The organism is Acuticoccus kandeliae, from assembly GCF_003073115.1.
On record NZ_QBBV01000001.1, the window covers coordinates 2,530,742 to 2,543,659 of the forward strand.

Annotated in this window: 12 protein-coding genes; 2 read left to right on the forward strand and 10 right to left on the reverse strand. The window is 69.5% G+C overall.

What is annotated here, in order from left to right; translation table 11 throughout:
- Positions 1-105 precede the first annotated feature (105 nt).
- From DBV35_RS11515 to DBV35_RS11555, 9 genes are all read right to left on the reverse strand, one after another.
- Entirely contained in the window at positions 106-984 is an 879-nt protein-coding gene (locus DBV35_RS11515) for an MBL fold metallo-hydrolase (protein ID WP_108660260.1), read from the reverse strand.
- A gap of 94 nt (positions 985-1,078) precedes the next feature.
- Positions 1,079-2,074, reverse strand: a complete 996-nt coding sequence (locus tag DBV35_RS11520) for a YeiH family protein (RefSeq protein ID WP_108660261.1) — start codon at positions 2,072-2,074, stop codon at positions 1,079-1,081.
- Positions 2,075-2,081: 7 nt separating this feature from the next.
- Positions 2,082-4,406, reverse strand: coding sequence for a molybdopterin-dependent oxidoreductase (locus DBV35_RS11525; RefSeq protein ID WP_108660262.1), 2,325 nt, complete (start codon positions 4,404-4,406; stop codon positions 2,082-2,084).
- Entirely contained in the window at positions 4,396-4,602 is a 207-nt protein-coding gene (locus DBV35_RS11530; protein ID WP_108660263.1) for a tautomerase family protein, read from the reverse strand. The genes DBV35_RS11525 and DBV35_RS11530 overlap by 11 nt, the downstream gene beginning before the upstream one ends.
- An 11-nt stretch (positions 4,603-4,613) precedes the next feature.
- A complete protein-coding gene (locus tag DBV35_RS11535) occupies positions 4,614-5,375 on the reverse strand; it encodes an SDR family NAD(P)-dependent oxidoreductase (RefSeq protein WP_108660264.1) in 762 nt (253 codons plus the stop codon).
- Positions 5,376-5,378: 3 nt separating this feature from the next.
- Positions 5,379-6,689: a TRAP transporter large permease gene (locus DBV35_RS11540; RefSeq protein WP_108660265.1), complete on the reverse strand. Its 1,311-nt coding sequence runs from the start codon at positions 6,687-6,689 to the stop codon at positions 5,379-5,381.
- Positions 6,689-7,183, reverse strand: a complete 495-nt coding sequence (locus DBV35_RS11545; protein WP_108660266.1) for a TRAP transporter small permease — start codon at positions 7,181-7,183, stop codon at positions 6,689-6,691. Before DBV35_RS11545 ends, DBV35_RS11540 begins: the two co-directional genes overlap by 1 nt.
- 48 nt (positions 7,184-7,231) lie before the next feature.
- A complete protein-coding gene (locus DBV35_RS11550; RefSeq protein ID WP_108660267.1) occupies positions 7,232-8,221 on the reverse strand; it encodes a TRAP transporter substrate-binding protein in 990 nt (329 codons plus the stop codon).
- A 10-nt stretch (positions 8,222-8,231) separates the two neighbouring features.
- Complete coding sequence (locus DBV35_RS11555; RefSeq protein WP_108660268.1) at positions 8,232-9,167, reverse strand: 4-hydroxy-tetrahydrodipicolinate synthase family protein; 936 nt, start codon at positions 9,165-9,167, stop codon at positions 8,232-8,234.
- A 350-nt stretch (positions 9,168-9,517) separates the two neighbouring features.
- Here DBV35_RS11555 and DBV35_RS11560 point away from each other — a divergent pair, with 350 nt between their 5' ends.
- The gene (locus DBV35_RS11560) at positions 9,518-10,318 is read left to right on the forward strand and encodes an IclR family transcriptional regulator domain-containing protein (protein ID WP_108660269.1); all 801 of its coding nucleotides are present in this window, start codon (positions 9,518-9,520) and stop codon (positions 10,316-10,318) included.
- A 9-nt stretch (positions 10,319-10,327) separates the two neighbouring features.
- Here DBV35_RS11560 and DBV35_RS11565 read toward each other — a convergent pair whose 3' ends face one another.
- Positions 10,328-12,043, reverse strand: a complete 1,716-nt coding sequence (locus DBV35_RS11565; protein ID WP_170134911.1) for an FAD-dependent oxidoreductase — start codon at positions 12,041-12,043, stop codon at positions 10,328-10,330.
- Positions 12,044-12,150: 107 nt separating this feature from the next.
- Between DBV35_RS11565 and DBV35_RS11570 the strand changes: the two genes are divergently transcribed.
- On the forward strand, positions 12,151-12,909 hold the full coding sequence (locus tag DBV35_RS11570; protein ID WP_157961684.1) for an SDR family NAD(P)-dependent oxidoreductase: 759 nt from the start codon (positions 12,151-12,153) through the stop codon (positions 12,907-12,909).
- The last annotated feature ends 9 nt before the right edge of the window (positions 12,910-12,918 follow it).

Here is a 12,918-nt window from a genome sequence, read left to right on the forward strand (position 1 = left end):
CCCGGCGCTCGGCAGCGCGTGCCGGATTGCTTTAGGCCCACTCGCCGCAAGCATCAATGCACGAGACGATGATCGGGCCCGCCGGCGTCGCGGCGGGCCGCGCGGTCAGGAGCGGCGCGGCTCGAAATAGTCGAGCGGGATCTTGAGATAGGCGCGCCCGTTGTCCTCCGGGTCGGGCTTGCGTCCGCCGCGAATGTTGATCTGGAGCGCGGCGAGCATGAGCTTCGGGAGCGGCAGCGTCGCGTCGCGCTTGTCGCGCACGGCGCGATAGTCCGCCTCGCTCACATTGTTCTTCACGTGGATGTTGAGCGCCTTCTGCTCGGCAACGGTCGATTCGCACCGCGCCTCGCGTCCGTCCGGCGCGTAGTCGTGGCCGACGAAGACGCGCGTCTCGTCCGGAAGGGCGAGGATCGCCATGATGCTGCGATAGAGGTCCGCCGAGGAGCCGCCGGGGAAGTCGGCCCGGCTGGTGCCCGAGTCCGGCATCATCAGCGTGTCGTGGACGAAGGCGGCGTCCCCCGCGACATAGGTGATGGAGGCGAGGGTGTGGCCGGGCGAGAACATCACGCGCACCGGAATGTTGCCGACGTGAAAGACCTCGCCGTCGGCGAAGAGATGGTCCCACTGGGATCCGTCGGTCGGGAGGTCGGGCAGGTTGTAGATCTCCTGCCAGAGCTTCTGCACCTTCACGACGTGGTCGCCGATCCCCGTCGGCGCGCCGAGGCGCTCCTTGAGGAGCGGCCCTGCCGAGAAATGGTCGGCATGGGGGTGGGTGTCGAGGATATAGGCGACACGGATGCCGGTCTCTTCAACGTAGGCGAGGATCTCGCCCATGCTGCGCGTCGTGGTGGCGGCGGCCTGCGGGTCGTAGTTCCACACCGGGTCGATGATGGCGCCGTCCATGGTGTCGGGGTCGTGGAAAACGTATTGCCAGCTCCCGGTCGCCTCGTCCCAGAACGCCTTTACGACAGGCTTGCTCGACATCGTCCCCTCCGGCGCGGTTCCTTCACGCATCCCTTTAATGGCGCGCGATTATGAAACTCCAATTTCGTCTGCGGCGCATTGATCAGGATCGCGGCTAGAACCACAGGAGAACGACGGCCGTCGCGGCGGAGAGCAGGATCAGCGTCTCCGTCACGATGAGGCCGACATGGCCGCCGCCGAGCTGAAACATTGCGGCGAGCGAGGTCTTCACCCCGAGCGCGGCGATCGCGATGACGAGGAGCGCGCGGGAGATCGTGGAGATGAACTCCGACAGCGCGTCCGGCACGAACCCCGTGCTGTTGATGAGCACGAAGACCGCGAAGGCGACCACGAACCAGGGAAGCGCGAGCCCCCGCACCGAGCCGCGATTGCTGGAGAAGGCGACCGCAAGGAGGACGATCGGCAGGAGCGCCACGCGTTCGAGCTTCACGAGGGTCGCGGTCGTGCCGGCGACGTCGCTCACCGAATAGCCCGCGCCCACCACCTGGGCGACATCGTGGATCGTGGAGCCGATGAGGAAGCCGATCTCCTCGTCCCCGAGCCCCAGCACCTGGAAGAGGATCGGGTAGCCGATCATCGCGATCGTCGAGAGGGCGGTGACGGCGATGACGGTGAAGAGCGTGTCGCGCTCCAGGCTCTCCGAGCGCGGCAGCACCGCCGCGAGCGCCAGCGCCGCCGAAGCGCCGCAGATCGCGACCGCCCCGCCGGTGAGGATCCCGAACGTCACCTTCCGCCCGAAGGCCGGGGCGAGGAGGACGCCGGAGAGGATGGTGAGCGTCAGGAGCCCGCAGACAGCGAGGATCGCCCCCGCGCCCATCGACAGGATGTCGTCGATGTGGAGGCGAAAGCCGAGGAGGGCGACGCCGAGGCGCAGCAGCGTCTTCGAGGCGAAGTCGATGCCGGGCGTGCACTGCGGCTGCTCGTGCAGGAAATGGAAGGCGAGCCCGATGAGGAGGGCGAACAGCATCGAGGGCGCGCCATAGTGGTCGGCGAGGAAGCCGGCGCACGCGCCGATCGTGGCAGCGAGGAAGAGACCGCGCCCGTAGCGCTGGACGAGGGTCACGGGGTTGCGGGTCGTGGTCAACACCATGGACGCCTCACATCAGACCGCCGCGCTCGGCCATTCGCGGCGGGTCGAAGATGGTGACCCGATCCGCCTCGCCCGCCTCGAAGCGTTCGATCTCGACGAGGGTGGTCATCGCGCTCGTCCCCTGGCCGAGGGAAGAGGTGCCTTTGTCGCGCGTCAGCGCATTGGGATTGCCGTGCCGCTCCAGCCGCGCGTTCGAGGCGGGGTCGGCCGCGTCGTACCAGGCGCCGGTCTGGAGGATCACGACGCCGGGGCGCACCGTCTCGGTGATGCGCACGGTCGCGAGCGTCGCGCCGCGCTCGTTGAAGAGGCGCACGGTGTCGCCGTCCCCGATCGAGCGCGCCTCGGCGTCGGCCGGGTTGATCATGGCCGGCTCGCGCCCGTTCATCTTGTTGCCCTGGCTGTGCGTGCTGGGGTCGAGCTGGCTGTGGAGCTTGCGCGCCGGCTGGCTCGAAATGAGGTGGAGCGGGAAGCGGGCCGCGAGCGGTGCGCCGAGCCACTCGGTCGGCGCGCGCCAGACCGGGTGGGGCGGGCAGTCCGCGTAGCCCATCGCGCCGATCGCCTCGGAATAGAGCTCGATCTTGCCGGAGGGGGTGGCGAGCGGGTTGGCGGCCGGGTCGGCGCGGAAGGCGCCGTGCAGGATGTCGGGCTCTGCCGGTGGCGGGGCCTCGTAGAGGCCGGCCTCCCAGAACGCCTCGAACGGGGGCATCGCGATGCCCTCCTGCCCGCCGGCGCGGGCGACCACCTCGTAGAGGCGGGCGAGCCAGCCCATCTCGTCGAGCCCTTCGGTGAAGGCGTCGGCGTAGCCGAGGCGCTCGGCCAGGGCGGTGAAAATCGCCGCGTCGTCGCGCGCCTCGCCGACCGGCTCGATCACCTTCTTCATCGCGAAGAGGTAGGGATCGCGCGAGGAGCCGCCGATATCATTGCGCTCCAGCGTCGTCGTTGCGGGGAAGACGATGTCGGCCCGCCGCGCGGTCGGCGTCCACCAGCTCTCGTTGACGATGATTGTCTCCGGCCGCTGCCACGCCGTCTCCAGGCGGTTGAGGTCCTGGTGGTGGTGGAACGGGTTGCCGCCCGCCCAGTAGACGAGGCGGATGTCCGGATAGGTGTAGCGCGCGCCGTTGAAATCGTAGGCGGCGCCGGGATTGAGGAGGAGGTCGGCGATCCGCGCGACGGGGATCGCGAGGTCGGCCGGGTTCCGCCCCGTCGGCAGCATCGGCGAGGGAAGGTGCGGGGCGGGATTTCCGACCCCGTTCAGCGAGCCGTGGCCGAAGCCGTAGCCGCCGCCCGGAAGGCCGATCCCGCCGAGCATCGCGGCGAGCGCGATCAGCATCCAGTAGGGCTGCTCGCCATTCTCGGCCCGTTGGAGCGACCATGTGGCGGTGAGGTATGTGCGGCCCGCCGCCATCCGGTGGGCAAGGCCCCGGATCGTCTCGGCCGGCACGTCGCAGATCGCCGCCGCCCATTCGGGGGTCGTCGCCGTGCCGGTGGTCTCGCCGAGAATGTAGGCGCGCAGCGCCTCGTAGCCGACGGTGTAGCGGTCGAGGAAGGGCTGGTCGACGAGGCCCTCGACGATCAGCGTGTGGGCGATGGCGAGCATGATCGCCGTGTCCGTGTTCGGACGCGGGGCGATCCATTCGGCGTCGAGCCAGTCCGGGATGTCGTCGGCGGTCGGGGACACCACCACGAAGGAGACGCCGCCCTTCGCCGCCTCGCGGGTCGCGTCCGGGATCATGTGCGTCCCCGCCCCGCCGGCCGTCACCTGCCAGTTCTTCGGGTTGAGCCCGCCGAAGGCGACGAAGAGGTCGGTGTGGTCGGCGATCGTGTCCCACGAGGTGTTGCGGCCCGAGACGGGCTGGTGCGTGCCGACGATGTGGGGGAGCAGGATCTGCGCCGCGCCCCAGGAATAGTTCGTCACCTGGTCGACGCAGCCGCCGCCGGTGAAGAGGAAGCGCCGGAGCTGCGAGCGGGCGTGATGGAAGCGTCCCGCGCTCGACCAGCCATAGGAACCGCCGAAGATCGCGCTCGCCCCGTGCCGGGTGCGCACGCGGGCGAGCTCGGCGGCGGCAAGGTCCAGCGCCTCGTCCCAGCCGACCGGCACGAACGGCTCGCGCCCGCGCCCCGTCCGGTCGCCGTCCGGCCCGTGGTCGAGATAGCCCTTGCGCACGGCCGGGGTCTCGATCCGCAGCGGCGAGTAGACCATCTCGGCGAGCGCATCGATGATCGGCGTCGGGTCGGGGTCGGCATCGAACGGGCGCACGCCGGTGAGGCGGCCGTTCTCGGTCTCTGTGACGAAGGCCCCCCAGTGGGAGAGGCTGAGCGTCTCAGCCTTCATTGCGTTCCCTGCGCCGCTCGGCGACCGTCTTTCCGGCGATCAGCCAGTCGTCGGCCTTCACGTCCTGGAAAACGACGTACGTGTCCTCGGGGCGCGCATTGGCGTGGGTCTCGAGGCTCGCCGTGATGTCCTCGGCGATCTTCTTCTTCGCCTCGGCGGAGCGTCCCTCGATGAGCTGGACGAGCACGTAGGGCATGAACGACCTCCTCAGGCGAGAGTGAGCCCGCCATCGACGTGGAGAAGCTGACCTGTGATGAACCCGGCATCGCGGGAGAGCAAGAAGGCGATCGCGGCGGCGACGTCGTCAGGCGTTGCGATGCGCTTCATCGGGGCGCGCGCGGCCGCCTTCTCCCAGGCCGCGGAGCCGAGCGCGGAATGGCCGGCCGCGTCCTTCCGGGTGTAGCCGGGGACGACGCAATTGACGGTGGTCCCCGTCGGGCCGAGCTGCACGGCGAGGCTTTTCGCGAGCGCCTCGAGCGCGCCCTTGCCGGCGGCGCTGACGGGGAAGAGCGAATCGGGCGCGAAGACGTGCGCGACGAACGAGGAGACGGCGACGAGGCGGCCCCAGTCGGAGCCTTCGAGGTGGGGAAGCGCCGCCTCGGCGAGCAGGAAGAGCGCCTCGGGCATCACCTTCAGCGACTGGGTGAGGGCGGCGTGGTCGACCTCGCCGATCAGGCGGCGGTCGGCGAGGCCGGCATTGCTCACGATCTGGTCGAGGCGGCCGAAGGCGTCGAGCGACGCGGCGACGAGGCGGGCGGGCGTTGCCGGGTCCACGAGGTCGGCGAGGATCGTCGCGGTCTTCGCGCCCTTCGCCTCGGCCTCGGCGGCGACCGCGTCGAGCCCGTCCTGGTTCTTGCGCGTGTGGAGGAGGATGGCCGTGCCGGGGGCCGCGATCCGCCGGACCGTCGCCGCGCCGATGCCGCTGCCGGCGCCGGTCACGATGACGGCACGTTCGATCGTCTCAGTCATGTTTCAAGTTCCGCTGCCGGCAAGCCCGAAGACCTGCGGCATCATGAGTTTGGGAAGGCCGAGGATGATGTCGGGGACGAGGATGCAAAGAAGGATGATGCCGACGGTGATCGCACAGATCGGCAGGATGGCGATCAGCGCCCGCTGCACGCTGATCCCGCCGATCTGCGCGGCGATCAGCAGGCAGACGCCATAGGGCGGCGTCACGAGGCCGATCGCGAGCGACATGATGGTGATGACGCCGAGCTGCACGGGATCGACGCCTGCCTCCGCGCCGAGCTGCTGGATGATCGGCAGGAAGATCAGGATCGCGGAGATCGGGTTGAGGAACGTCCCGATGATGAGGAGGAAGAACACGAGGAGCGCCATCAGCCCGAACGATGAATCGGTCAGCGAGGTGATGGCGTTCACCACGAGGTCGGCCGCGCCGAGAAAGGAGATCAGCCAGCCGAAGATGCTGGCCGAGGCGACCGTGAAGAGGGGGATCGCGAAGTCGATCACCGCCTCGCCGAGCATCCGCGGCAGCGCCCTGATGCTGACCGAGCGGTAGACCACGAAGGCAAGCAGCATCGCCCAGGCGACGGCGATGATCGCGGCCTCCGTGGGGGTGAAGACCCCGCCCGTGACCCCGCCGAGGATGAGGACGGGGATGAGGAGCGGCAGCGAGCCGCGCCAGGCGGCCTTGGCGAAGGTGCGCGCGCTCGCCCGCTCGTTCGCCGGATAGCCGTGCTTCAGCGCGAGGATGTAGGTGTAGACCATCATCGCGAGGCCGATGAGGATGCCCGGCACGAAGCCGCCCCAGAAGAGCGCGCCGATCGAGACGTTCCCGAACGCGCCGTAGATCACGAGGATGATGCTCGGCGGGATGATGACGCCGAGCGTGGAGGAGGCGGCGGTGAGGGCGACGGAGAAGGCGGGGTCGTAGCCGGCCTTCTTCATCGCCGGGATGATGATGGCGCCGACGCTCGCCGTGTCCGCTGCCGCCGAGCCGGAGAGGCTCGCGAAGATCATCGACACGAAGACGTTCACATGGCCGAGGCCGCCCCGGATGTGGCCGACCGAGGCGTCGGCGACGGCGAGCAGGCGGTCGGTGATGCCGCTATCGTTCAGGATGCGGCCGAGGAACATGAAGAAGGGGACGGCGAGGAGCGGGAAGGAATCGATCCCCGAATACATCTGGTTCAGCGAGGAGATGAGCGGCAGATCCTCGACCACGATGATGAGGAGCGAGGACAGCGCCAGCGCGAACGCGATCTCCACCCGCAGCGCGATGAGCACGAAGAAGGTGAGCATCAGGAGCGCGATCGGATCCATCAGCGCGGCACTCCGCGCATCACCGCCGCGAGGCGGACGAGGTCGGTGAACGCGATGTCGATCATGAAGAGGAGGATCAGCGCGCCGCAGAGCGGGATCGGCAGGAAGTACCAGAATTGCGAGATGCCGAGCGATTCCACCGTCATGCTCGTGCCGATATCGACGAACTCCACCCCGTGGACGAGCATCACGAGGGCGACGACGGTGATCGCGACATCGGAGAAGAGTTTGAGGACGAGGTTCGTCTTCAGCATCCCCTCGGGGAAGATCTCGATCACGTAGTGCATCCCGCGCCGCACGCCGACCGCCGCGCCGAGGAAGATGCACCAGGAGAAGAGGAGCTGTGCGACGTCCAGCGTCCAGAGCACCGCGATGCCGAGATTGCGCGTCGCGACCTGGAGCATGACGTCACCGATCAGCGCGGCGAAGAGCAGCGAGAACAGCCACAGGAGAACGCGCTCGATGGCGTCGAAGACGGCGTGGAGGTTCGGCATGTCTCGGACGGTGCTGGAGGCGGCGGCGCGGGCCGCCGCCTCGTCGGATCAGATGGAGCCGCGGATGACGGCGAGGAGGTCGCTCGCCCCGATCTCCTTGGCGAACTCCTCGTGCAGCGGGGTGATCGCCGCGATGAAGGGTTCGAGATCGGGCTTCGTGACGGTGACGCCGTGGTCCTTGGCGAGCACTTCGGCGAGGTTGTCGTCCGCCTCCATGCCCTTCTTCGTGCCGAGAAGGCCGGCTTCGGCCGCGACATCGGCGACGATCTTCTGCTGCTCGGGCGTGAGCTTGCCCCAGGAGCGCTCGCTCATCGCGAAATAGCTGCCATTGATCGAGTGCTGGGTGAGGGCGAGATAGGGCGCGACCTCGTAGAGCTTGCTGCCGAGATTGCCCGACAGCGTGCTCTCAAGCGCCTGGGCGACGCCGGTCTGGATCGCGGCGTAGAGCTCGGGCCAGGCGACCGTCACCGGCACCGTGCCGAACGCCTGCCACGACTTCGCGACGATCTGCGAAGGCGGCGTGCGCATCTTCAGGCCCTTGATGTCATCCAGCGTCTCGACCGGCCCGGTCGCGACCGAGAGGTTCCGGCTGCCCGAGCCGAAGAGGGCCAGGAACTTGATGCCGAGCTTGCGCTCGTCGGCAAGGCCCTGGAGGCTCTCGAAGACGGGGCTTCCCGGCGCGGTCGCCGCGTTGAACGCGTCATAGTCCGGGAAGATGTAATAGAGGTCGAAGATCTGGACCTGCGGGAGCTGCTTGGCGGCATTGTTCGTCGACGAGATCATCAGGTCGACGGTGCCGATGCGCAGCTCGTTGAAGACGGCATCGTCCTTCCCGAGCGAGGCGTTCGGGAAGATCTTGACGGTGACATCGCCGTTCGTCCGCTTCTCGACCTCGGCCTTGAAGAAATCGGCGACGTCGATGAAGGGGTGCGGTGCTGCGACCTGGGTCGACAGGCGCAGCGTCACCGCGTCGGCCGTGGCGACCGAGAGGGCGAGCGCCGCGACGGCGGCGAGGGTTGTGAGGATCCGGCCCTTCATGGCGCAGCCTTTACTCGGCGGCCTGAAGGGTCGCGCCGGTCAGCCCGTACTTCTTGTCGAGGCCGAGGCGGCGGACGATGTCGATGCCCTTCTGGAGCGCGGCGCCTTCGAGGTTGCGCAGCGGCTTGCGCAGGCGGCCGGCCGGCAGGCCCATGGCGCGCATCAGCGACTTCACCGGGACCGGGTTGATCGCCGAGTACATGAAGTGGAGGAGGGGCAGGCACTCGAGATAGGTCGCGCGGAAATCGTCGGCCTCCTGCCAGCTCTTCCACGGGCGCGAGAGGACCGCGAGTTCGGCCGGGGCGAGGTTGCCGCTCATATTGGCCGTGCCGTGGCCGCCGAGCGACATCGTCGGCACGACGAGGCCGAGATTGGGGGAATCGCAGCACATGACGGCGACGTCCGGCTGGGCGGCGAGGACCTGGGCGACCTGGCCGACGCGGGCGGTCGATTCCTTGTGCACCACGTAGTTCGGGTGCTTGAAGAGCCGCAGCAGCGCCTCGTGGCCGAGATCGGTCTTCACGCGCGGCGGGTTGTTGTAGATGCCGAGCGGCAGCTCGACCGAATCGGCCACTTCCTGGAAGTAGGCCTCGATGTCGTCCTCCGCGCCGCAAATATAGGCGGGCGCGGCGAGGATCGCGCCGTCCGCGCCCTCGGCGGTCGCGTAGCGCACCATGTCGATGGTGGTGTCGGTGTTGTTGCCGGTGCAGCCGTAGAAGAGCTTCATCTTGCCGGTCTTCATCTTCGCCGTGGCGGAGATGATGGCGCGGCGCTCGTCCGGGCTCAGCATCGAGACTTCGCCGCTCGAGCCCATGATGAGGACGGCGGCGGTGCCGTTCTCTTCCTGGAATTGCAGGAGGGTGCGGAACCCTTCGTAGTCGACGCTGCCGTCATTGTTGAACGGCGTGATCAGCGCGACGAACGAACCTTCGAGCTTCTGGCCCACTTCAAGTCTCCTTCTGTCCCGTCGGAAGGCAGAAAATCATGCTTTGAACGATCTGCGGCGCACTCTGGGGCGAACGTTCGCGAACGTCGAGTCCCCGCGCGCGGTCGCGCGACCGTCGGTTGGGATGAATTCAAACGCGCATTTGGAACTTTGGCAAGGCGTCGCCGATCACTTCTCCCGGCGCCGCGTCCTGGCCGGGGACGGGGCAGGGCTCTCCCGTCCCCATGCGTTTGACTTGTTTGGCGGACTAATCGAGACTATTCGCAATGCGAACAACTGTGCGCATTCCGCCGGCGCGCTCCGACGCGTCGCTCGCGCGGGGTGCCGCGCTCAGAAATCCGGGGGGAGACATGGCAGGCACCGCAGACCTGGAGCCCGATGGCGACGATTCCGGGTCCAGCCGCGATTTTGTCTCGTCCTTCTCGCGCGGGCTCGAGGTGATCCGCGCCTTCAGCCGCGCGCGCCCCTCCATGACGCTGAGCGAGATCGCCGCCGAGACGAACATGACCCGCGCGGCGGCGCGGCGCTTCCTCCTCACCCTCGTGCGCGAGGGCTATGCCGAGACCGACGGCAAGCATTTCCGCCTCAGCGCGAAGATCCTGGAGCTCGGCTTCTCCGTGCTTGCCTCGATGAACATCCTCGAGGTGCTCCAGCCCGCGATGGACGATCTCGCCAAGGAGATGAACGAGTCGTGCTTCGCCGCCGTGCTCGACGGCTTCTCGGTCATCTACATCGCTCGCGCCTCCTCGCTGCGCTTCTTCGATGTCGACATCCATATCGGGAGCCGCGTGCCGGCCCATTGCGTCTCGACCGGCCGCGTTCTCCTCGCCGCCCTGCCGCCGGAGGAGCTGGAGAAGCACCTCGCGGTCGCAAAGCTCGAGGCCTTCACCGAGACGACGGTGACGAACAAGGCCAAGCTCAGGAAGGCGATCGCGGACGTGCGCAAGCAGGGCTGGTCGCTTGTGGACCAGGAGCTCGAGATCGGCCTCCGCTCGATCTCCGCGCCGATCAAGGCGCCGAACGGGCGCACGGTCTGCGCGCTCAACATGTGCTGCCCGACGCCGCGCATCTCGCTCGACGATGTCCACGGCCGCTTCATCCCGAAGCTGGTGCAGACCGCCGAACGGATCTCCTTCGCGCTGATGTCCTGACGGACTCGCTCAGGCGGGCGGTGTGCCCGTCGCGATGAGGTCGGCGATCGTCACAGGCTTGATCGGCGCGCGTGGGGCGAAGAGCGAGAATTCGTGCGGAAGCCCGCCCTCGGTTTTGGCGATGAGGCTCGCGAGCACCGGGGCGCAATAGCGGCCCTGGCAGCGCCCCATGCCGAGCCGCGTCGCCCGCTTCACCTCGCCCATGGAGGCCGCGCCGTCGCTCATTGCGGCCTCGATCGAACTGAGACTCACCCCCTCGCAGCGGCAGATGGGGGTGTCGGGCGTCGCAAGCTCGGTCTGGTAGCGCGGCGCGGCGAAGGCCGACCAGAGCGCCGTCTGGAAGGCACGGTGGCGGGGGAGGCGCGCGCGGGCGGCGGCCGTTTCCGAAGCGAGTGCCTCCGGAAGGGCGTGGCCGAGCGAGGCGGCCGCGCTCGCGCCCGCGATGAGCCCCTCGTCCGCCGCGGCCGGCGCGCCGCCGAGCCCGCAACAATCACCGGCGGCGTAGAGGTGGGGGACTGAGGTCGCGCACGCTTCGTCCCGCACGGTCGCGAGGTGGCCGCGCGCCGGATCGAAGGCGTGGCGCGCACCGAGCGCGCGCAGCGCGTCGTTCTGCGGCTGGAAGCCGTAGCCGACGCAAACGATGTCGGTGGTGAAGGCGCCGGCGTCGCGGCCGGGCGCGTCGCCCTCGCGCTGGCGCAGCGTCGCCTTCAGGGCGTCGCCCTCGCGCGCCACCGCGCCGATCATCGTCTCGTAGAGGATGGGCACGCCCGCCCGCTTCAGCGCGGTGACGATGCCGAGCCCCTTGGCGGCGAGCTTCGGCGCGGCCGCGGCCATCCTAAGGCCCGCCCCCAAGGAGGGCGGCGCGGCGAGTTCGGCGACCGCGACGATCTCGGCCCCGCCGCGCTGAAGCTCCAGCGCGACCTGGAGGTTCAGCGGCCCGTTGCCGACGACGAGCACGCGCTTGCCCGCGAGGGTGCGATAGGAGCGCCAGAGCGTCTGCGCCGCGCCCGTCGTCATGACGCCCGGCAGCGTCCAGCCCGGAAAGGGGATCGCGCGCTCGTAGGCGCCGGAGGCGACGATCGCGCGCTGCGGCCGCATGATCGTGTTGCGCCCGGCGTGCAGGACGCCGAATTCGAGCGGCGGGAACGCGCCCCAGATCTCGGCCCCGAGGAGCATCTTGACCCCGGCGCGCTCGGCGCGCGCGATGAGGCTTGCGCCGCGCTCGGCCTGTTCGTCATCGTGCGCGTCGTGACGGAAGGGGGGCGCGGGCTGCTTGTAGAACTGGCCGCCCGGCATCGGCCGGTCGTCGATGAGGACGACCTCGGCCCCGACCTCCGCCGCCGCGGCGGCCGCGGAGAGGCCGGCCGCGCCGCCGCCGATCACGAGCACCTCCGGCGCGATCCCCTCGACCGCCCCGTGGTCGACCACGGGGACGGCCGCCTCGGCCGCCATCGGGTCGATGATGCGCTGGCGGGTGATCTCGTGCGGGCCGGTCACCTTCGTCATGCAGGCGCGGCGGTTCGGGGTGCCGTCGAGCGTGACGACGCACTCCTGGCACACGCCCATCCCGCAGAAGAGGCCGCGCGGCTCTCCGGGCTCGCCATCGCGCAAGGCCCGCTCGCCGGCGCGGGTGAGGGCGGCCGCGATCGATTCGCCGAGCCGGGCCGTGACGGGGCGTCCCTCGAACCGGATCGTGACCGTCGCGTCGTTGCCGCCAGCACTCATCGTGACACCCTTGCCCGCCGCTCTGGTCGATCGGCGCCGTCTATGGCACATCCTTGGAACGCGCACCGATGTGCGCTTAGCGTACAGAATTCGCAATGGGAATTTCGATGCCCAACCCGTCCCCGCTCCTCGCCGGCCGGCGCGCGCTCGTCACCGGCGCGGCCCGCGGCCTTGGCGCCGCGATCGCCCGCACCTTCGCCGAGGCGGGCGCGACCGGCGCCGCGCTCGACCTTGCCGCCCCCACGGGGCCGATGCCGGACGGATGGCACGCCCGCGCGGCGGACGTCACCGACGCGGCCGCCCTCGGGGCGGCGATCGACTCGGCCGCGATCGAACTCGGCGGGCTCGACGTTGTGGTGGCGAATGCCGGCCTCGTCCCGCCCTGGCGCCGGGTCGAGGCGCTCGATTTCGACGAGTGGGACCAGGTCTTCGCGGTCAATGTGCGCGGGGTCGCGGCGACGGTGAAGGCGGCGGTGCCGCACCTCAAGGGGCGCGGCGGCTCGATCGTGCTGATGGCCTCGCTGAACGGGCGACGCGCCCACCCGCGCCAGTGCGTCTACAGCGCGACCAAGCACGCGGTGATCGGCATCATGCGCGCCGCCGCGCTCGACCTTGGCGAGTTCGGCATCCGCGTGAACACCCTGTCGCCGGGGCCGATCGCGACGGAGGCGCTCAGAGGCCGCGTCGCGGCGCGGGCCGAGACCGGCACGCCCGTCGAGACGGCGTTCGCGGCGATGGCGGCGGCGTCCGCCCTCGGCCGCATCGCGACGGAGGAGGAGGTGGCGCGCGCTGCGCTCTTCCTCGCGAGCGATCTCGCCGGCGGGGTGACGGGGGTCGACGTCCCCGTGGACGCCGGGTTCGACTGAGGCGGGCGG